This window comes from Streptomyces sp. A2-16 (assembly GCF_018128905.1).
GTDB lineage: Bacteria > Actinomycetota > Actinomycetes > Streptomycetales > Streptomycetaceae > Streptomyces.
The window spans coordinates 8,614,311-8,634,216 of sequence record NZ_CP063808.1 but is presented as its reverse complement, the minus strand read 5'-3'; the positions used below and the strand labels follow the sequence as shown (position 1 = coordinate 8,634,216).

At 69.7% G+C, this 19,906-nt stretch carries 18 protein-coding genes and 2 tRNA genes; 9 read left to right on the top strand and 11 right to left on the bottom strand.

What is annotated here, in order from left to right; genetic code table 11:
• The first annotated feature begins 14 nt into the window (after positions 1-14).
• Complete coding sequence (locus IOD14_RS38710) at positions 15-728, top strand: hypothetical protein (RefSeq protein WP_212672753.1); 714 nt, start codon at positions 15-17, stop codon at positions 726-728.
• A 3-nt stretch (positions 729-731) separates the two neighbouring features.
• On the opposite strand, the gene IOD14_RS38705 is transcribed toward IOD14_RS38710, so the two are convergent.
• Positions 732-1,511, bottom strand: coding sequence for an HAD-IIA family hydrolase (locus IOD14_RS38705; RefSeq protein ID WP_123989541.1), 780 nt, complete (start codon positions 1,509-1,511; stop codon positions 732-734).
• Between the two features lie 213 nt (positions 1,512-1,724).
• On the opposite strand from IOD14_RS38705, the gene IOD14_RS38700 reads away from it, so the two are divergent.
• Positions 1,725-2,258: a hypothetical protein gene (locus tag IOD14_RS38700; protein ID WP_212672752.1), complete on the top strand. Its 534-nt coding sequence runs from the start codon at positions 1,725-1,727 to the stop codon at positions 2,256-2,258.
• A gap of 6 nt (positions 2,259-2,264) precedes the next feature.
• Positions 2,265-2,978, top strand: a complete 714-nt coding sequence (locus tag IOD14_RS38695; protein ID WP_212672751.1) for a class F sortase — start codon at positions 2,265-2,267, stop codon at positions 2,976-2,978.
• A gap of 314 nt (positions 2,979-3,292) precedes the next feature.
• Here the strand turns inward: IOD14_RS38695 and IOD14_RS38690 are convergent, their stop codons facing one another.
• Positions 3,293-4,072, bottom strand: coding sequence for a GAF and ANTAR domain-containing protein (locus tag IOD14_RS38690; RefSeq protein WP_123989538.1), 780 nt, complete (start codon positions 4,070-4,072; stop codon positions 3,293-3,295).
• A gap of 163 nt (positions 4,073-4,235) precedes the next feature.
• Between IOD14_RS38690 and IOD14_RS38685 the strand changes: the two genes are divergently transcribed.
• Positions 4,236-5,276 carry a glycoside hydrolase family 6 protein gene (locus tag IOD14_RS38685; RefSeq protein ID WP_123989537.1) on the top strand — a complete coding sequence of 347 codons (1,041 nt, stop codon included), beginning with the start codon at positions 4,236-4,238 and terminating at the stop codon, positions 5,274-5,276.
• A 72-nt stretch (positions 5,277-5,348) separates the two neighbouring features.
• Here the strand turns inward: IOD14_RS38685 and IOD14_RS38680 are convergent, their stop codons facing one another.
• From IOD14_RS38680 to IOD14_RS38670, 3 genes are all read right to left on the bottom strand, one after another.
• Positions 5,349-7,286: a kelch motif-containing protein gene (locus IOD14_RS38680; RefSeq protein ID WP_123989536.1), complete on the bottom strand. Its 1,938-nt coding sequence runs from the start codon at positions 7,284-7,286 to the stop codon at positions 5,349-5,351.
• Positions 7,283-9,295: a cellulose synthase catalytic subunit gene (locus IOD14_RS38675; protein WP_212672750.1), complete on the bottom strand. Its 2,013-nt coding sequence runs from the start codon at positions 9,293-9,295 to the stop codon at positions 7,283-7,285. The genes IOD14_RS38680 and IOD14_RS38675 overlap by 4 nt, the downstream gene beginning before the upstream one ends.
• A 448-nt stretch (positions 9,296-9,743) precedes the next feature.
• Positions 9,744-9,817, bottom strand: a tRNA-Lys gene (locus tag IOD14_RS38670).
• 166 nt (positions 9,818-9,983) lie between these two features.
• Between IOD14_RS38670 and IOD14_RS38665 the strand changes: the two genes are divergently transcribed.
• The 5 genes from IOD14_RS38665 to IOD14_RS38645 all read left to right on the top strand — a co-directional run bounded on the left by IOD14_RS38665 (position 9,984) and on the right by IOD14_RS38645 (position 15,561).
• Positions 9,984-11,303, top strand: coding sequence for a peptidoglycan-binding protein (locus IOD14_RS38665; protein WP_212672749.1), 1,320 nt, complete (start codon positions 9,984-9,986; stop codon positions 11,301-11,303).
• Between the two features lie 240 nt (positions 11,304-11,543).
• Complete coding sequence (locus IOD14_RS38660; protein ID WP_123989533.1) at positions 11,544-12,653, top strand: SPFH domain-containing protein; 1,110 nt, start codon at positions 11,544-11,546, stop codon at positions 12,651-12,653.
• A 97-nt stretch (positions 12,654-12,750) separates the two neighbouring features.
• Entirely contained in the window at positions 12,751-13,356 is a 606-nt protein-coding gene (locus IOD14_RS38655; protein ID WP_212672748.1) for a lytic polysaccharide monooxygenase, read from the top strand.
• Positions 13,357-13,442: 86 nt separating this feature from the next.
• Complete coding sequence (locus IOD14_RS38650; protein WP_123989531.1) at positions 13,443-13,877, top strand: DUF3592 domain-containing protein; 435 nt, start codon at positions 13,443-13,445, stop codon at positions 13,875-13,877.
• Positions 13,878-13,917: 40 nt separating this feature from the next.
• Positions 13,918-15,561, top strand: a complete 1,644-nt coding sequence (locus tag IOD14_RS38645; protein WP_212672747.1) for a long-chain-fatty-acid--CoA ligase — start codon at positions 13,918-13,920, stop codon at positions 15,559-15,561.
• A 106-nt stretch (positions 15,562-15,667) separates the two neighbouring features.
• On the opposite strand, the gene IOD14_RS38640 is transcribed toward IOD14_RS38645, so the two are convergent.
• The 6 genes from IOD14_RS38640 to ehuB form a co-directional block, all read right to left on the bottom strand.
• A tRNA-Lys gene (locus tag IOD14_RS38640) sits at positions 15,668-15,741 on the bottom strand.
• Positions 15,742-15,860: 119 nt separating this feature from the next.
• Entirely contained in the window at positions 15,861-16,619 is a 759-nt protein-coding gene (locus tag IOD14_RS38635) for an IclR family transcriptional regulator C-terminal domain-containing protein (RefSeq protein ID WP_212672746.1), read from the bottom strand.
• A 220-nt stretch (positions 16,620-16,839) separates the two neighbouring features.
• Positions 16,840-17,616, bottom strand: a complete 777-nt coding sequence (ehuA, locus tag IOD14_RS38630; protein ID WP_123989528.1) for an ectoine/hydroxyectoine ABC transporter ATP-binding protein EhuA — start codon at positions 17,614-17,616, stop codon at positions 16,840-16,842.
• A gap of 10 nt (positions 17,617-17,626) precedes the next feature.
• Positions 17,627-18,277 carry an ectoine/hydroxyectoine ABC transporter permease subunit EhuD gene (gene ehuD, locus IOD14_RS38625; RefSeq protein WP_123989527.1) on the bottom strand — a complete coding sequence of 217 codons (651 nt, stop codon included), beginning with the start codon at positions 18,275-18,277 and terminating at the stop codon, positions 17,627-17,629.
• Positions 18,277-18,972 (bottom strand): ectoine/hydroxyectoine ABC transporter permease subunit EhuC, encoded by a 696-nt coding sequence (gene ehuC / locus IOD14_RS38620; protein WP_212672745.1) that lies wholly within the window; start codon positions 18,970-18,972, stop codon positions 18,277-18,279. The genes ehuD and ehuC overlap by 1 nt, the downstream gene beginning before the upstream one ends.
• The gene (ehuB, locus tag IOD14_RS38615) at positions 18,969-19,874 is read right to left on the bottom strand and encodes an ectoine/hydroxyectoine ABC transporter substrate-binding protein EhuB (protein WP_123992663.1); all 906 of its coding nucleotides are present in this window, start codon (positions 19,872-19,874) and stop codon (positions 18,969-18,971) included. The genes ehuC and ehuB overlap by 4 nt, the downstream gene beginning before the upstream one ends.
• Positions 19,875-19,906 lie beyond the last annotated feature (32 nt).

Below are 19,906 nucleotides of genomic sequence, written 5' to 3'. Positions count from 1 at the left end.
ACGGTCATGTGTTCATGCGACGGTATGTGCACGCCCATACGCCCGCCCCCCTCGGCCTCGCGGCGGCAGCCGCCCTGCTCTCCCTGTCCGCATCCCCCGCGCACGCGGACCCCGGCTCCGACGGACGCGACTTCCCGATCACCACCCGTATCCACGGCGGCCCCGACACCTACACGGCCGGTGGCGGCTTCGGGACCTGGTATCTGGACCTCACCAACACCACCGCCCACCCGCGCACCGGCATCCACCCGGTCGTCGTTCTCGTCGACGACCGCCGCGCACTGGAACCCGCCCAGCCCCGTCTGGAGTTCTACGACGGCGACCGCCCCCACCCGGTGCGCTTCGAGAAGACCGACGCCGACGAGCTGGTCGGCGCCTTCGACGACGGCTTCCCCGGGTTCACCGTCCCGCCGGGCAAGACCCTCACCGTGAGGGTCCGTCTCGCCCTCACCTCGGACACCGCCCCCGACACCGTCACCGTCAACGCGGCCGTCGTCCAGCGCCACGAGGACGACGGCGACTGGGTAGGGCAGTCCAACGACTACCGCTTCGGCATCGACGCCGAACCGGGCCGTACGCCCACCCCCGACAGCAGCGACGCCCCCCTCCTCTTCGCCGACGAACTCGCCCGCACCGGCCTCGGCTCACCCCCCGGCCTCGCACTCGCCGCCACGGGGGCGCTCCTCGTCACCGGAGGGGTGATCCTGCTGGCGCGCAGACGCCGGTGACGGTCAGACGCGGTCGACCAGGTCGGCGATGGAGTCCACGACCTTCGTGGGCCGATACGGGTAGCGGTCGATGTCGGACTTGGTCGTCAGCCCGGTGAGCACGAGGAAGGTCTCCATCCCGGCCTCCAGACCGGCCAGGACGTCCGTGTCCATCCGGTCGCCGATCATGGCGCTGGTCTCCGAGTGCGCGCCGATGGTGTTCAGCGCGGTCCGCATCATCAGCGGGTTGGGCTTGCCGATGAAGTACGGCTCCTTGCCGGTCGCCTTGGTGATCAACGCGGCCACGGAACCGGTCGCCGGGAGCGCGCCCTCGGGGGAGGGGCCGGTGTTGTCGGGGTTGGTGGCGATGAAGCGGGCACCGTTGTTGATCAGCCGGATGGCCTTGGTCAGGGCCTCGAAGGAGTACGTCCGGGTCTCACCCAGGATCACGAAGTCGGGATCGGAGTCGGTCAGCACGTACCCGGTGTCGTGCAGGGCCGTGGTCAGCCCCGCCTCCCCGATCACATAGGCGGTCCCGCCGGGATGCTGGTTGTCCAGGAAGCTGGCGGTGGCCAGGGCGGAGGTCCAGATGTTCTCCGCCGGCACGTCGAGGCCGATCCGGTTCAGCCGGGCGTGCAGGTCACGGGCCGTGTAGATCGAGTTGTTCGTCAGCACCAGGAACGGTCGTCCCGAGTCACGCAGCTTCTTGATGAAGGCGTCCGCGCCCGGCACGGGAATGCCCTCGTGCATCAGCACCCCGTCCATGTCGGTGAGCCACGATTCGATGGGCTTGCGCTCTGTCATGGGTGCGGACTCCTGGTGCATACGAACGTGTGAGACGACCATGCTATGCAGTCGCCCCAGGGCGGCAACGCCCCTGCTTCCGCCGTCTCAGCCCGCGGTCACCCGCGCACGACCCGCTGCCCGCACGGCTCACCCGTGTGGAGCAGCGTCGGGCCGTCCCGGGATGCACGGCCCGACCCACCGGGGGACTCTCCAGATATCTGGAGGTTCACGATGGGTTCCACACGCGTCACTCTCTGTACCGCGGTCCTGGCTGTCGCCGCCTTCGCCCCGGCCGCGCAGGCCGCGGACGGCGGCAGCGTCTCCGTGACCCCCTCGACCCCCGCCGCCGGCGCCGACCTCGCGCTGCGGGTGACCGGCTGCGCCGGGAAGACGGCCACCGCCGCCTCGGCCGCGTTCGTCGCGGACGCCCGGCTGACGGGGTCCGGCGGCAGCCTCGCGGGCGAGACCCGCGTCCGCTCCTCGATCGAGCCCGGCTCCTACGACGTCAAGATCACCTGTGCCGACTTCCAGGTGAAGGGCCGGATCACGGTCGTAGCGGCGAAGGGCGACCACGCCACCGCCCCCGCGACCCCCGCCGCCCCGGTGAACGCGGGCGGCGGCTGGACCGCCACCCATCTCTCCGGCATGGAGCCCCACGCCACCGGACCCGGCACCGGGCACGCGGTGACCGGTCTGGTGCTCGCCGGGGTCGCGGCGGTCGCCGTCGTGCTGCGCCGCAGCCGCCGGAGCCGCGGGACGGACTGACCGGCCATGTCCGACCGTTTCTCCGACCGCTTCAGCGACCAGGAGGGCGACCGCGCCCCGCACGAGCGCGGGTCCGGGACCGGACGGCTGCTCACCGGCGTGGCCTGGGCGATGCTGCTGCTCGGGCTGTGGCTGTGGGGGCGCGAGGTGACCGACGTACGGCACGGCGGGTCCGCGCCGACCACCGGTGACGTGGCCGCGGTCGGACGCCCGCCCGAGAACGTCGAACTGCCGCCCGCCGCACGACCCTTGAAGGGGGCGCTGCCGCAGCGCCTGGACATCCCGGAGCTCGGGGTCCAGGCGCCCGTGGTGGCCCGCGGCCTGGACACCCGGGGCGCCCTCGACCCGCCGCCCTTCGACCAGCCCGGCATCGTCGGCTGGTACGCGGCCGGCGCCAAGCCCGGGGCCGCCGGTACCGCGCTGATGGTGGGACACGTCGACACCGAGACCCGGCCCGCGGTGTTCTACAAGATCAGCGCCCTGAAGCCGGGCGAGACGGTCCGGGTGATCCGCGACGACGGCAGGGTCGCCGAGTTCACCGTCGACGACGTGCGGGTCCTCACCCGCGACGACTTCGACGCCCACCAGGCCTACGGCTCCCGCGAGTCGGGCCGCGCCGAACTGCGCCTGATCACCTGCGGCGGCACCTTCGACCGGGCGAGCCGCAGCTACACGGCGAACGTGATCGTCTCGGCGTATCTCACCGGCACCGGCCTCTAGCACTTCGGGACTTCGGGACTTCGGGACACAGGATGTCCGAGACCTCGGGCGGCCGCACCCGGCCCGGTCGGCGACCCGCTCCCCCCGAAGCCGCCGACCGGGCTGGTCCTCGACCGCGCGCGCTCGGGTTGCGGGAGTAACCCGGCGACGGCGCGGGAGGTCTGGGAAGCTCGGTGGTGATGACTGCGGCCAGGGGCTGGGGCCGTATGCGTATGAGAAGACTCTAGAACGGATGAGCGCCCGGGCCTAGAGGCTGATGTACGCCAAGTCCCGTCCCTGTGGCTCTGCGTCATACGCGCTGGTGGTTCAGGGTTCTACGGGGGATCGTCAGTGCTCGAGCCGATCTCCCGGCGCAGCTCGGCGTCGTCGGCGACACCCTCGATGACCGCGTTCGCCACTCGCTCCAGGGGCAGCCGGTGCCGTCGCGCGTACTGCCGCAGCGCCATGAACGCGCGGTCGGCGGCAACGCTCCAGCGCTCTGCGAGCATCCCCTTGGCCTGTTCGATACGGACCCTGCTCGACAGCGCTTCCTGCAACTGGCCGGACAGGGTGCGGTACTGGGCATAGGCGTGACGGTTCCGCAGACCGAGGGCGGCGGCGTCGGCGAGAGCCTGGGCGACCTGGAGCTCGGAGGGGACGTCGTCGGCCGGGGTGGGGTCGGGCAGCGTCGGCACGAACACGTTGAGGGCGCCCAGCAGGTGTTCGCGGCGGCGCAGCGGGACCGCGAACGTCGTCACCACGTCGTGCCGGAGGGCCCGCTCGGTGAAGTCGGGCCAGCGGGCGTCCGCGTGGGCGACCCGTATGGAGACCGGCGGTACCGGCTCCCCCGAGTCGTAGCTGTCCAGACAGGGCCCGCCGCCGTGCTGTGCCTCCAGCAGGTCCAGCGCCATCCGCTCGTGCCGGCTGCTGGCGGCCAGCGACACCGACCGGCCGCCGTCGATGAGCATCACCCCGGCCGCCAGGGCGTCGAGCAGTTCCACACAGTGGTCGGACACGGTCTGTAAGTACCGCGTAGCCTCGAAACCCTCGAAGAGGGTGTCCGCCGCCTCCACCAGTGCCGAGGCCAGCCGGATCTCCCTGGTGGCGTACCGCATCGCTGAGCACTCCCCTTCATCGACGAGCGCCCCTTCACGACGCGCACCTACCCCGACCGTCGAGGCTGTAACAGCTCCTGGACAAGGCTCGGGCGACCTCGTGGGCGGCGCGACCGGTGTGTCACGATTGAGACTTGCCACGGTGCACCCAGGGGGGAATTGGATGTACGTCAGCAGGGGGGCCAGGAGGGCGGCCCGCGCGCGGTTCGGTGCGGCGGTGCTGGGGGCGGCACTGCTGCTCGCCGCGTGTTCGTCCTCGGGAGACGGGAACGAAGAGGGGGAGGGCGACAAGGCGAGTGCCGGGATCACCCAGCAGCCCAAGGAGGCCGACCCGTTCTGGGTCAACCCGGACGGCAACGCGGCCAAGCAGGTCGCGGCCTACGCGAAGAGCGGCAAGGACGACGAGGCCGAACAGATCCGCAAGATCGCCCAGCAGCCGACCGGCGAGTGGATCGGCCCGGAGAGCCCCGAGCCGGAGGCACGCGGCTTCACCGAGGCCGCGGACAAGGCCGGCCGTACGGCCCTGCTGGTCCTCTACAACATCCCGCACCGCGACTGCGGCCAGTACTCCCAGGGCGGCGCCGCCGACGGCAACGCCTACCGGACCTGGATCGACGGGGTGGCGGCGGGCATCGGCGACCGCTCGGCGACGGTGATCCTCGAACCGGACGCGGTTCTGCACCTGGTCGACGGCTGCACCAAGGACGAGTTCCACGAGGAGCGCTACGACCTGCTCACCGGCGCCATCGACAAGCTCAAGTCCCTGAAGAACACGAAGGTGTACCTGGACGCGGGCAACGCGGGCTGGGGCCACCCCGACCAGATCTTCGAGCCCCTCAAGTGGGCCGGAATCGCCAAGGCCGACGGCTTCTCGGTGAACGTCTCCAACTTCTACTCCACCGAGGACTCCATCGCCTACGGCAAGCAGCTCTCCGCCAAGGTGGGCAACAAGCACTTCGTCATCGACACCAGCCGCAACGGCAACGGCCCGTACAAGGGCGGCGACGAGAACGAACGCTGGTGCAACCCGCCGGGCAGGGCGCTGGGGGAGACGCCGACCATAAAGACGGCCGACCCGCTGGTGGACGCCTACCTCTGGGTCAAGCGCCCCGGAGAGTCGGACGGCGAGTGCAAGGGCGGCCCGAAGGCGGGCGAGTGGTGGCCGACGTACGCATTGAAGCTGGCGCAGGCTTCAACACCCTAGGGGCGCGGGGAACCGCGCGGCCAACCACAACGCTCCCGCACCCGAGATCAGGGTGCGGGAGCGTTCTTGGTCCTACGGCACTCGAACCCACTGTGCCTTCGACGGCGTCCCCTGGTCGTCGTCGACGAACAGCATGTACCACCCCGACTGCACCAGATTCTTGTTCTCCGGCACCGTCACCTTCACCTTGTCACCGGAGACCGTGAACTTCAGCTCGATGGACCGCTGATCCACGTCGGTCACATGCGTCGACGCACTGGGCCGGATCAACCGCACCTTCTTGATCACGGAAGCCTGCGGAGAGGTGAACGTCCCGGAGGCACCCCGAGCGATCGTCTGCGGCCCCCCGGACAGCGAAGGACGCGAGTCCCGGTACAGATACGGCGGCGTGTAGATCTCGATCCGCTGCTCGAAGACCCCCGGCTTGGTGTTCGCCTTGTCCCCGTACAAGGAGTCCGACCCGAAGAACATCACCCGCCCGTCCGGCAGCAGCAGTGACCCGGAGTGGTAGTTGCGCCCCACCAGCGGATCGGCCACCGACTCGAACGTGTTGGTGTCCGGGTGGTACAGCCGGGCCTGCAGGATGTTGGAGTCACCGCGCCCGCGATAGTCCTCCGACCCCCCGGAGACCAGCACCGAGTCGTCGGGAAGGATCGACGCCTGCGGATACCGGGTCCCCTTCTCCAGCGTCGGCCCGTCCACGAACTTCGGGTTGTCCGCCTTCATGTCCACGATCCGGGTGCGGTTGCTGGACAGCTTGGACTCGCCGACCCCGCCGCCTCCGATCACCATGAACTTCTCGTCCTGCGCCGGAGGCAGCAGCACGGTCCCGGAGGTCTCCATCTCGTTCGCGTCGCTGAGCCCCGGGATCTTGGTGAACTTGTTGCTGGCCACGTCCCAGACGCCCGGTACGCGCCCCACGTTGTCCGGCCCGTACCCCGCGTTCGACCCCGAGTAGAAGATCTTGCCGTTCTGCATGAGGAACAGCGCGGGGTAGGTCGGGAACTGGCGGATCTTCGACGTGTACGTCCACTTCTTGGTCTTCGGGTCGAAGACCTCGTTCTTGCCCGGCACCAGCTGACCGATGTCGTCGAGCCCGGAGACGCTGAGGATCTTCCCGTCGCTCAGGGTCGTGAGCGTCGGATACCAGCGGGCCTCCTTCATCGGGTCGACCTTGATGTACTTCTCGGCGACCGGATCGAACTCGAAGGCGTCCCGGATCCCCTGGAAGTCCTTCTTGTCGAGCGCGAGCTTCTGCGCGATGCCGTACGTGTTGCGCGCGTCCGCCCCGGTCAGACCCTGGATCCGGTAGTTGTCCTGCGTACCCGTCTCGTACTTGGCGCCGCTCTTCTGCGCCTCCACGTAGATGCGCCCGAGCCCGGGGTCGTTGCGCAGGAACTTGCCGGTCGCCTTGTCGAAGACCTTCGTGGCCCGCTCCACGACCACCGGGTCCTTGGACACGAAGGTCCGGCCGTTCTCCTTGCCGGTGAACTTGGTGCCCGCCGGCAGGGTGATCGGCTCGTCCGGGTTCTCGTTGTGGACGATCATCAGGCCACCGGCCTTGGTGACGTCACCCTTGAGCTTCTCGTACCGCTTGGTGCCACCCGCGATCAGCAGATTGCCGTTCGCGAGCTGGGTGTGCCCGGTGCAGAACAGGTCGCTCGGGGTCGGCACCTTCTTGATCGTGCCCTTGACCGGGTCCCAGATCCGGGTGTCGAACTTCTTCGCGTCGAAGTTGTCCTGGTTGTTGCCCGAGCCCGCCACCAGCAGCACCTTCCCCGTGCGCAGCAGCGCCGCGTGGATGGTGTTCTGCCGGTACTTCTCGGGGAAGTCGACGATCTCCCACTTGCCGTTCTCGGCTTTGTACTCGGGCTTGTTGATCTGGTACTGGTGGTATTTCGCCGTCCCGAAGCGGTACAGCCACGGGCCGTTCATCCCGGCCAGCGCGAGCACCACCGCCGTACCGATCGCGAGTCGACGGGCGCGGCGGCGGCCTGCACGGTCGTTCATTCCTTACGTCCCCCAAGTCCACCAAGGGCGATCTGCATGGTCTGGTCGTTGCCCCCGTCGCCCCCGCCCGCGCTGCCCGGGGCCGACGCGGCAGCCCAGGTCGGCTTGTGGGCCGGCGCGTGCTGGGTCGGCAGCGGCTGCGGCTGGTACTGCGCCGCGACCTGAGCCGGAACCTGCGCCGGCACCACGGGCCCCTGGGGCTCCTCGGCGGTCGCGGCCGGCCGCTTCTTCGCCTGCCGCAGCATGTGCCGCCAGGTGAAGATCGGTGTCGCGGTGATCAGCATGGCGAAGGTCGCCCAGATGATCATCGCGGGGTGCGAGTGCCCGAGGGCGATGCCCGCGCCGATCGAGCCACCGAAGATCAGGATGAAGTACCAGTGGTAGCGGAAGGTCGCGAACCACCGGTCGGGGCTGGCCGAGTCGCCCTTGGGCGTGACCACGAACTTGCTCTTGCGCCGCAGCAGCGAGTCGACGAGCGCCTTCGCGTAGAGCGGGGCGGACAGGGCCGACATCACCATGCCCGCGACACCGCCGGAGCCCTCGGGCTCGTGCGGGGAGACGTTGTGCCGGCGGTTCCAGATGTACAGGCCGATCTGGAGCGCGGAGGCGTTGCCGTAGAGCATCAGCCACACGGTGGGGTCGATGTTCACACCCGAGGCGCCCAGGCCCAGGAACAGCGCGCAACTCAGGGCCGCGAGGATCCAGTTGAGGGCGGACATCGGGTAGAAGATGATCATCATCGTGTAGTTGAAGAGCTTGCTCGGCGGCAGCGAGTACCAGCCCTTCCAGTACTGCTTGAGGATCGTCTCGTACGTCCCTCGCGACCAGCGCATCTGCTGGGTGAAGAAGTCCGTCCAGGCGCTCGGTCCCTCACCGACCGCGAGCACGTCCGGGGTGTAGACCGAGCGCCACTTCCTGCCGGTGGCCGGATTCTTGTGGCGGTGGATCTCGAACCCGGTCGCCATGTCCTCGGTGATCGAGTCGTACAGGCCGCCGATCTGCTTCAGCGCGCTGATCCGTACGGCGTTGGAGGTGCCCACGAACATCGGGGCGCCGTACTTGTTGCCGGCGCGCTGGATCAGCGCGTGGAAGAGGAACTGCTGGGACTCGGCGGCCTTGGTGACGAAGTTGTCGTAGTTGCCGTAGACCTGCGGGCCGATCACGAAGCCGATGTCCGGGTCGCGGAAGAAGCCGAGCATCCGCTCCAGGTAGTTGGGCAGCGGCACGTGGTCGGTGTCCACCGAGGCGAAGAAGTCGTACTGGTCGCCGTGCGCGTCCAGCCAGGCGTTGTAGTTGCCGTGCTTGGTCTTGGCGCGGTGCGGGCCCTTGGGCTGGTTCCACTTCTCGACGCCCTTGCGGGAGAAGTGGTGCACGCCGAGCCGGGCGCACACCTCCTTGACCGCCGGGTCGTCGCCCTCGTCCAGGAGCCAGACGTGCATGAGGCCGCGGTGCCGGATCCTGACCGCGGCTTCCAGGGTCTTGGTCACCATCTCCAGCGGCTCCTTGCCGGGCACGAAGGAGGTGAGGAAGGCGACTCTGGTGCCGGTCTCGGGGACCACCGGGACCGGGTCCCGGGCGACCAGGGTGGCGTGCGCGTTGGACAGCACGTTCATGCAGCGGAAGAACTCGATCAGGCCGATCGAGACGAGCATGACGATGTCCAGGGCCGGCAGCCACGAGAAGGCCGGGTAGTCGCGCTCGGTCCAGTGCTCCGGCTGGAGCAGCCAGGCCAGCAGGACCAGCGAGAGCAGCGGGGCCGCGGCGAGCATCAGGGCGACCCGGATGCGGTGCGGCTCCTGCGAGATCAGCGAGCGGTACTGCACCTTGTAGGGCTTGCCCGGGTCGGGCTGCGTGAGGGGACCGGCGAGTCTGCTGTAGTGCTCGTAGTCGTACTTCGGAAGGGTTTTCTTTATCCGGCGCAGTGTGCCGGTCCGATGCGAAGGCAGCCTGAGCTGTGTGGTGTCGGACGGGTCGAAGTTCTGCCGGGCGCCCGTCGGCGTCGACGTCATGAGTCATCCCCCCACACGCGGACGAGCCGCGTGTCGTCGGTTCCTTACGACTGCTCTGGTCCCCCTCGACCTTCACAGACGTATCAGTGGTGGGCCGCAGTCACCACAATCTTCACAGCATTAGACAGGTAACAGCGACCTTCCGGTTGCAGACGCCCCCCTCGGCATCCTCCGAAGCGGGGCCCCTTTCCCCGCAACTCCGGCAACCGGATCCTTGCCCCCCAACTGCCGCGTATCCGCAGCATCTTGAAAAGCCAGGGTTCTACGGTGCTCATCATGATCGCAAGATGCGAAACGCGGTGTTTACCGGTCATACGCGTTCATTGTGGCGCCTGTGGGGGTCTTGTGGACCCGTTGTGCACATCCGCTCGAGCCTCCGCACGGCCACCACCCCGATCCGGTACACGCGGAAGGCCCCCCGCTTTCGCGGGAGGCCTTCGATCATGCGTGCGCCGCCAGGGACTCGAACCCCGGACCCGCTGATTAAGAGTCAGCTGCTCTAACCAACTGAGCTAGCGGCGCCTGCTGACCTGCACGACTCTACCGGACGTCGACGGGTGCTCGGGACCGCACCCCGGGGGTGGCGTACATCATTCGGACCGTCAGCATGCGCGTCCGGGCGACAGTTGAGAAACTGACCAATGTGCACAGTTGCGGACATTTCTACCTGGAGTGTGAGGGGCGTCCCATGGAGACTCCGGTATTCGAGGAAGTCGATCCCGCGAGCGACTGCGACTGCCCCGGTTGCGTCCACTGGCGACGCGTTCTCCCCCGGTCGACCGGCGCTCACCCCGCCGCCGCCCGAGCCGTGATCCTCGCCACCGCGGCCTCCACCGCGTTCGGCATGGTCCACGCGGCCCCGGCCTTCGCCGCCCCTCACGTCCCGGCCCGCCCCGGCGTCCCCGCGCGTGACGAGCCCGACACCCCGCAGGGCGACAAGGCCCCGCTGCACGGCCCCGGGGGAAAGCCCGCGGCCGTGAAGACGCCGACCACCACCCGCGCCGACATCATCCGGCGGGCCAAGCAGTGGGTCGCCGCGCGGGTGCCGTACAGCATGTCCACCTACTGGGGCGACGGCTACCGGCAGGACTGCTCGGGCTTCGTGTCCATGGCCTGGAGCCTGCCGCGCAACGAGTGGACCGGCAGCCTCGACCAGTACGGCATCAAGATCGCCAAGGATGACCTCCAGCCCGGCGACATCCTGCTCTTCCACAACCCGGCCAACCCCGAGCAGGGCTCCCACGTCGTCATCTTCGGCGGCTGGACGGACTACACGCACACCTACTACCTCGCCTACGAGGAGACCCGCCCGTACGCCCGCAAGCAGGCCACCCCCTACGCCTACTGGAGCAACTCGGACCGGTACGTCGCCTACCGGTACAAGGGGCTCGCGGGCGCCGCGGCGGGCGCGGAACCGGACCCGGCCGAGCCGGACAACGGCAAGCCGGCGGCGCCGGAGGCGACGCCGTTCCCGGGGGCCGCCTACTTCGGTCCCGGGGCCAACAACAAGTACGTCACCCAGCTGGGCCGCATGCTCGTGGAGCGCGGCGCCGGGCGCTACTACACCTCCGGTCCCGGTCCTCGCTGGACGGACGCGGACCGCAGGGCCACCCAGGCGTTCCAGCAGGCGCAGGGCTGGCGGGGCGAGGACGCGGACGGGCTGCCCGGGGCGCAGACCTGGACGCTGCTGGTGACCGGCGGCGGCAAGGACATCGCCGCGGGCGGCCGGGCCGGGGCGGCGGGCCCGCCCGCACCCTCCTCGCACGGCGTCCCCGGCTACCCGGGACGCGCGATGTTCCGGCCCGGCGCGAGCAACAAGTACGTCACCCAGCTCGGCAGACAGCTGGTGAAGAAAGGGTTCGGCAAGTACTACACGACCGGGCCGGGACCGCGCTGGGGCGAGCCGGACCGGCGAGGAGTCGAGGCGTTCCAGCGCGCCCAGGGCTGGCGGGGCGGGGCGGCGGACGGCTACCCGGGTCCGGAGACCTGGCGACGACTCTTCTCATGACCGCCCGGCCCGGCCGTCACCCGGGCCGCCGGCACCTGGCCCGGTCATCACCCGGGCCTGCATCACCCGGTCCGGTCGCCACCCGGGCCGTCGCACCTGGCCCGGCTACCACCCGGGCCGCCAGTACGTGGCCCAGTTACGACCCGGGCCCGTATCACCCGGTCCGGCTGTCACCCGGGCCCGCATCACCCGCTCGAATCACCTGTTGTGACGCATCTGGCGCGGAGGCTGGAGGCACTCATGAGCACGACCACTTCACACACGCCCGAGTCCGAGGGACCGTCCAGGCCCGCCCGGCTCATCCAGAACGAGGCGACCACTGAGATCCCGGTCCATCTGCTCTTCCGTGACGACCCGGACCCGGTGTCGGTCCCGCTCAAGCCGGCAGTGGTGGCCCGCAGACAGGGCACCGGAGAGCAGCCGCGCCTGCGCCGACCCGGCCAGGTCACCCCCCGCCCCGTCCCCGACGTCGACCCCGAGCTGGCCGAGCGCCCCGCGCGGGTGCTGCCGGGCTCGGTGGGTGTCCTCGCCGGTGCCTGCGGGCTGGCCGGGTGCGCGGTCACCTCGTGGTGGGCCGGACTGCTGCCCCCGCTCGTCCTGGAGGCCCTCCGGGTCCCGGCGTCCGCGGGTGCGGGGCTCGGTCCGGCGCAGTGGGCGGCGTACGCCGGAGCCGGTGCCCTCGGCCTCTTCGGCTTCGGCGGGCTGGCCCGGGGCCGCACCGGACGCGCCTGGGTGCTCGGGCTGTTCGGCCGCTACCGGGGGACCGTCCGGCGCACCGGCCTGCTGTGGGTCAACCCGTTGCTGCTGCGCCGCCGGGTCGACGTGCGGCTGCGGCACTGGCGCGGTGAGCCGATGCCGGCCGCCGACGCGAGCGGGGTCGCGCTCAGGGTCGTCGTCCTGGTGGTGTGGCGGGTGCGGGACACCGCGCGGGCCACGCTCGGCGTGGACGACCACGAGACGTACCTGCGCGAGTGCGTCGAGGCCGCGCTGGCCCGGGTCCCGGTGGAGGCGCCGGGTTCGGGGCGCGGTTCGGTCGACGCGGCGGGGGAGGCGCTGACCCGGCTGGTGGCCGCGGAGACCGCGCCGGTCGGCGTCCAGGTGTTCTCCGTCCAGCCGCTGCGCGTCGAGTACGCCCCGGAGGTCGCCGCCGCGATGCACCGCCGCCGCATCGCCGCGCTGGACGCCCAGCACCGGGCCACCATGCTGACGTCGGTGGTGGACTCGGTGGAGGACACGGTGACCCGGCTGACCATGCGGGGTCTGGTGGAACTGGACGACTACGAACGCAAGGCTCTGGTGAAGGACTTGACGGTGGCGTTCTGCGCGGGGCGCGGAGAACAGGGGGCGTGACTGGTATGGACATGTTCAACAACCGGCAATAATCTGGGACTTGGTCTAGACCTGCACCCCTCACGGAACATCCCCCACGTTCTCCAGGAGCGGCAGCATGCGCAGAAAGACCAAGTGGTACGCCGCCGTGGTGGGCCTCGCCACCACCGGAGCCGTAGTCCTCTCCTCCGGCGGCGCCAGCAGCCACGGCTACACCGACCTCCCCATCAGCAGGCAGAAGCTCTGCCAGAACGGCACCGTGACGAACTGCGGCTCGATCCAGTGGGAGCCGCAGAGCGTCGAGGGCCCGAAGGGCTTCCCGGCCGGCGGTCCGGCCGACGGGCAGATATGCAACGCCGGTCTGAGTCAGTTCAGCCAGCTCAGCGCGCCGAGGACACCGTCGGGCGGCGCCTGGCCGGCGACCAGGGTGACCGGCGGTCAGAGCTACACGTTCCGCTGGCAGTTCACCGCGATGCACGCGACGACCGACTTCAAGTACTACGTCACCAAGGCGGGCTGGAACCAGAACCACAACCTGGCCCGCTCCGACCTCAACCTGACCCCGTTCCTGACCGTCCCCTACAACGGCCAGCGGCCTCCCTCCACCCTCTCGCACAGCGGCACCCTGCCGTCCGGGCTCAGCGGACGGCATGTGATCGTCGCGGTGTGGACGATCGCCGACACGACGAACGCGTTCTACGCCTGCTCGGACGTCACGTTCTGAGCATCGCTTGAGACAGTCCAGGCTTCCCCCGGGGTAGGTTCCCCCACACGATCAAGCGATCGGTGCCTGACCTCGGGGGATCTGCCATGGGCGCCTTCTTCTACCTTGTTCCCGGCCTGATCATGGCCGTGGCTCTCTTCGGCGCGTACCTCATGGTGCGCCGCTGGCTCCGGATGCGCCGGGCCTGGCGCAGCGGGCTGACGGCCGAGGCGGAGTGCCTGCGGGTGTACGCGATGGCGCACGGGGGCGGCGACACGCGGGTGCGCACGAGCCTGCGCCATGTGTACGAGTTCAGAACCCGCGAGGGCCGAGTCGTCCGTTTCGAGGAGGAGGGCGGTCCGGGGACGACGCTCGAGGGGGACATCGTCACCGTCCACTACGCCGACGGCCCCGACGTCGTGGCCACGGCCCGTCCCGGCCGGGGCGGCCACGGGTGCGCCGCCTGTGCGGTGCTCGCCTTCGCCGGTCTGGTCGTGCTGGTCTGCGGGGGCTTCATGGTCGCCTTCGCCGCGATGTCCTAGCCCTCCACATCTGACGGTCCGTCAATTACCGTACGCCCCCATGGACTCCAGGAGGCGTACGGTCGCGGAGCTCGTCGCCGGGCGGTGGGGGGACCACCGGCCCGGACTGTGGTTCGAGGGGCGGGTGTTCACCCACCACGAGGTGGCGGCCGGTGCCGCCGCGCGGGCGGCACTGCTCGGTGACCTGCTGCCGGGCCCCGGCGCCCACATCGGCGTGCTCCTCGACAACACCCCGGAATACCCGATGTGGTTGAGCGCCGCTGCCCTCGCCCGCGCCGCCGTTGCCGGTATCAACCCCACCCGCCGGGGCTCCGAGCTCGCCCGCGACATCCTGCACACCGAGTGCCGCCTGCTGATCACGGAACCGGCCCGGCTCCCCTTGCTGCGGGGTCTCGACCTGCCCGGCGTCCGCCTCCTGGTGGCCGGGACCGAGGAGTACGACACCCTGCTCGCGCCCTACGCCGGTGCCGAACCGGACGCCTTCCGCGCCACCCCGGACGACCGTCTTCTCCTCTACTTCACCTCCGGATCCACCGGCGCCCCCAAGGCCGCGCTCTGCTCCCAGGGCCGGCTGGCCGCCGCCGGGCGCTCGCTGGCCGAGCAGTTCCGGCTCGGCCCGGACGGGGTGCACTACATCTGCATGCCGATGTTCCACGGCAACGCGGTGATCGCCGACTGGGCGCCCGCGCTGGCGACGGGGGCGGGCGTCGCGCTCAGGCGGCGGTTCTCGGCCTCGGGGTTCCTGGCAGACGTGCGCGCGTACGGGGCGACGTACTTCACCTATGTCGGCCGGGCGATCCAGTACGTCCTGGCCACGAGGGAGCGCGAGGACGACCGGGACAACCCGCTGCGGCTCGGTTTCGGCACCGAGGCGGGGGCCGTGGACGCGGCGGCCTTCGAGCGGCGGTTCGGGGTGCGCCTTGTGGAGGGGTACGGGTCCTCCGAGGGTGGCGCGGCGATCCAGTGGACGCCGGGGACTCCGCGGGGCGCGGTCGGTCGGGCGGGGCCGGGGCTCGTCGTACTGGATCAGGAGACGTGTGCGGAGTGTCCGCCGGCGGTGTTCGATCCGGCCGGGCGGCTGCTGAACGGGGACGAGGCGATAGGTGAGCTGGTGAACAGGGGCCCGAACCCCTTCGAGGGGTACTGGCGCAACGCGGAGGCGGATGCGGAGCGGCGCCGGGAGGGGTGGTACTGGACCGGTGACCTGTTCTGCCGGGACTCCGACGGCTACCTCTACTTCGCCGGACGCACCGACGACAGGATCCGCGTCGACAGCGAGAACCTGGCCGCGGCGATGATCGAGAACATCCTCGCGCGCTACGAGGGGGCGGTGGCCGTCGCCGTGTACGCGGTGCCCGACCCGGTGACCGGGGACCAGGTGATGGCCACGATCGCGGGGACCTTCGATCCGGTGGCCTTCGCGGACTTCCTGACCGCCCAGCCCGATCTCGGGACGAAGATGGCGCCCCGGTACGTGCGGGTGGTGGACCGGATACCGGTCACGGCCACGAACAAGATCCACCGAGCACTGCTGCGGAAGGAGGGCACCGAATGCACCGACCCGGTGTGGTGGCGCCCACCGGGCAGCACGGCATACGAACCCCACAACACCGAAGGGCGTCTCGCTCGCACGAATGGCCCCGCACCGGTCCGCCGCCAGGGACTCGAACCCCGGACCCGCTGATGCTGTGTCTTCTGGGGGGCGACCCCCAGACCCCCGGCCGTCGTTCTCGTCGGTGCGCGGGTAAACATCGAAGGGCCTCTCGCTCCCACGAGAGGCCCTTCCGAAGTGCGCCGCCAGGGACTCGAACCCCGGACCCGCTGATTAAGAGTCAGCTGCTCTAACCAACTGAGCTAGCGGCGCATGACTCTCGCCGTCCGCCTCTCGGCGGCTGGCGACGAGAAAATACTACCCGGTCCTGAGGGGTGCTTCTGACCACGCCAAGGGGCCCACGGAGGGGCTCGCGGGCGGCGCGGTGTGCTTCAGATCGCGAGGGACAGGAGAACCGGCGCCGCCCCCCGGTTCAACCGGTCCGTCGCCTGCCGCAGGCGGTGCGCCTGCTCGACCGGGAGCGACAGCGCGAGGCATCCCACCGACGACCCCGCGGTGATCGGCACCGCCGCGCACACCGTGCCCACCGCGTACTCCTGGAGGTCGAGGTGGGGGACCGTCGGCGGCTGGGTCTCCAGGCGGGAGAGCAGCAGCTTGTCGTTGGTGATGGTCCGCGAGGTGAGGCGGGTCATGCGGTGCCGGGAGAGATGGTCGCGGCGGCCGTTGTGGTCGAGCTGGCTGAGCAGGCTCTTGCCGAGCGCGGTGGCGTGCGCGGAGGAGCGGAAGTCCACCCACTCGTTGACCGCCGGGGTCGCGGGACCGTCGGCGTACTGGGCGATGGTGACCTCGCCGTCGACGTACCGGCTGATGTATACGGCCGCGCCGATCGAGTCGCGCAGTTCGTCGAGGGTGCGCTGGAGCTGGTCGCGCAGCGCCTCGTCACGGTCCTGGACGGAGGTCAGCCTGGTCAGGGCGTCCCCCGTCACATACGCGCCGTCGGCGACCTGCTCGACGTACCCCTCGCGGCGCAGCATCCTCAGGAGCGCGGTCAGTCGCTCCGGGTCGAGGCCGGTGGTACGGGCCAGTTCGGTGTCGGTGACTCCGGCGGTGTGCCGCGCCACGGTCTCCAGGACGCGGAGCGCGTCCTGGGCCGAGTGGTACGGCGCGGTCGGTTCGTGCTTCAGCGCCACGGTGTTCCCCCTGCGCTCGCTCGGACGCACTACTACTGGGCCGTAATCCAGACAGCGATCCCCTCCACGATAACCGGCAAAAGGGTTGCAGTGAGCGGCTGTTGGCGAGATTCCGTCCCCGGCCCGGGCCTCTCAGCAGGGGCGCTGACACGCTGGCATATGCCAGCGACATGACCCGGGTCCGGGACCTCGAAGGTTGAACACCGTTCACTTCTTGTCGTCAGAGAACCGCGCTGAGAAATTCCCGGGTGCGGTCCTGCTCGGGCTCGCTGAAGATCCGCTCCGGTGGGCCCGACTCGATGATGCGGCCCGAGTCGAACATCAGGACCTGGTCGGAGATGTCCCGCGCGAAGTTCATCTCGTGGGTCACGCAGAGCATCGTGATGTCGGTGGTGCGGGCGATGTCCCGCAGCACGTCCAGGACGCCGGCGACCAGCTCGGGGTCGAGCGCCGAGGTCACCTCGTCGAGCAGCAGCACCCGCGGCCGCATGGCCAGCGCCCGCGCGATCGCCACCCGCTGCTGCTGCCCGCCGGACAGCTGGGTCGGCCGGGCGTCGGCCTTGTCGGCGAGCCCCACCAGGTCGAGCAGCTCACGCGCGCGTGCCTCCGCCTCGTCCTTGGACATTCCGAGGACGGTGACGGGGGCCTCGGTGATGTTCCGAAGGACCGACATGTTCGGGAACAGGTTGAACTGCTGGAAGACCATCCCGATCTTCTTGCGGACCTCGCGCAGCTGCTTCTCCGGCGCCGGGAACAGCTTCTCCCCGCCCACGGTGACCGTGCCCTCGTCGGGCTTGGTCAGGGTCATCAGCATCCGCAGGATCGTGGTCTTGCCGGACCCGGAGGGGCCGATCAGCGTCACGTGCTTGCCGGAGTCGACCGAGAAGTTCAGCCGGTCCAGGACCGTGTTCGACCCGAAGCGCTTGGTCACGTCCTCGAAGCGGATCAGCTCGCTGCCGTCCACCGGCGGGTTGGTGTTCGCGTCGGGTTCCTTCATGAGGGGAGTGTCAGCGGACAAGACGTCGCTCCAGGGATCGCAGAAGAAGGGAGGCCAGATAGGAGATGACGATGAAGGCCACCCCGATGACGGTCAGGGGCTCGGTGAACTGGAAGTGCTCCTGGGCGAACAGCCGCGCCTCACCGAGCATCTCCAGGACCGTGATGACCATCAGCATCGGCGTGTCCTTGAGCATCGAGATCACGTAGTTGCCGAGGGCCGGCACGACCCGGCGGATCGCCTGCGGCAGGATCACCACCTGCCAGGTGCGCACCCGCGGCAGGTTCAGCGCCGTCGCCGCCTCCCACTGGCCGGCCGGCACCGCCTCGATACCGGCCCGGTAGACCTGCATGGTGTACGTCGAGTAGTGCAGCCCGATCCCGATGACACCGGTGGCCAGCGCCGAGAGGGTCACGCCCCACTCGGGCAGCACGTAGAAGAGGAAGAACAGCTGGACCAGCAGCGGGGTGTTGCGCACGAACTCGGTGACCACCCCGACCGGCCAGCGCACGAAGCGTGAGGGGGCGCGCATCAGCAGCGCCCACACCAGTCCGAGCGCGAAGGAGATCAGCGAGCCGAGCGCGAGGGCCTGGAGGGTGACCAGCAGACCGTCCCAGAACTGCGGCATGAAGTCGCTCACGGCGCTCCAGTCCCACTCCATCAGACACCACCTCCGACCGGCTCGGGCACCTTCACCTCACGGGTGGGCGCCTTGCCGACCCCCGCCTTGAGCTTCTTCTCCAGACCCCGCATCAGCCGGGTCAGCAGGAAGGCGATCACGAAGTAGATGAGCAGCAGATACGTGTAGATCCCGGCGCTCTCCTGGAGCGCGAGCCGCACCAGGTTGCCGCTGAAGGCCAGGTCGCCCATGCCCATCACGGACACCAGCGCGGTGCCCTTGAGCAGCTCGATCAGCAGGTTGGAGAACGGCGGGATCATCTCCGGCACCGCCTGCGGCAGCAGGATCAGCCGCAGCCGCTGCCAGGGCGTGAAGCTCAGCGCGATCCCGCCCTCCTGCTGCGCCGGGTCGACGGCCCCCAGCGCCCCGCGCACGATCTCGGAGCCGTACGCCCCGTAGGTCAGCCCGAGCGCGAGCGTGCCCGCCCACATCGGCACCAGCTGCCAGCCGAAGGCCGGGGGCAGCACGAAGAACACCCAGAAGATCATCACCAGCGCCGAGGTCCCACGGAACACCTCGGTGTAGAAGCCCGCGAGGAAGCGGACGATCCACATCCGGTGGGTGCGCAGGACGCCGACCACGAAGGACACGGCGGCGGCGAGGATCGCGCTGAAGAACAGCAGCTGGACGGTCGTCCAGATGCCCTTGAACACCAGTTCCCAGAGTCCGGAGGTCATCCGCCGCAGAGCTCCTTCGCGGTCAGGTCCGTCATCTCGGCCTGCGTGAACCCGAAGGGCTTGAGGACCCGGAACAGCTCCCCGCTCTTCTTCAGCTTCCGCAGCTCGGCATTGAAGGCGTCCCGCAGGTTCGTCTCGGTCCGGCGGAACGCGAAGGCGCCCCCGTCGACGTGCGGCTTGCCGCCCACGGTCGGGGTGAAGGCCTTCGTCGCCTCCGCCTTGGCCGACTTCTTCACCACCTCACGGGTGGTGAGCGCGGTCCCGGCGAACACGTCGACGCGGCCCGCCTCCACGGCGTTCAGCCCGGCGACCTGATCCGGAACGATCAGGATGTCGCTCTCCTTGTACCCCGCCTCGACGGCGTACCCGATCTCCGCATAGCCGGTACCGGTGGCGAACCTCGCCTTCTTCTCGACGACGTCCTTGTAGTTGTGAAGACCTTTTGGATTTCCTTTGCGCACGATGAAGGAATCGAGCATCTGATAGTCGGGATCGGCGAAGATCACCTGTTCGCAGCGTTCCGGCGTGACATACATCCCGGCCGCCACGACATCGAACTGCTGCGAATTCAGCCCGGGAATGAGCGAGCCGAACTCGGTCGGCACGGGCTGCACCTTGTCCACCCCGAGCCGCTTGAATATGACCCTCGCTAGTTCCGGCGCCTCACCGGTCAGGTCGCCGTTCTTGTCGATGTATCCGAAGGGGATCTCGCCCGCGATTCCCAGCCGTACGACACCTGCCGCCCTGAGCCGGTCGAGCAGTTCACCGCCGCCCGAGGTCGAGGCGGTGGCCACGCGTGAGCAGCCCGCGGCGCCCAGCGCGCCGAGCGCCGCGACCCCCGCGAGCAGCGACCGGCGGGTGGTCCCGGATATGTGTTCGCCATGTTCCAGTGGTGGAGCCATGGCGGCGCGGCTACCCGACCGGATGCGACTTA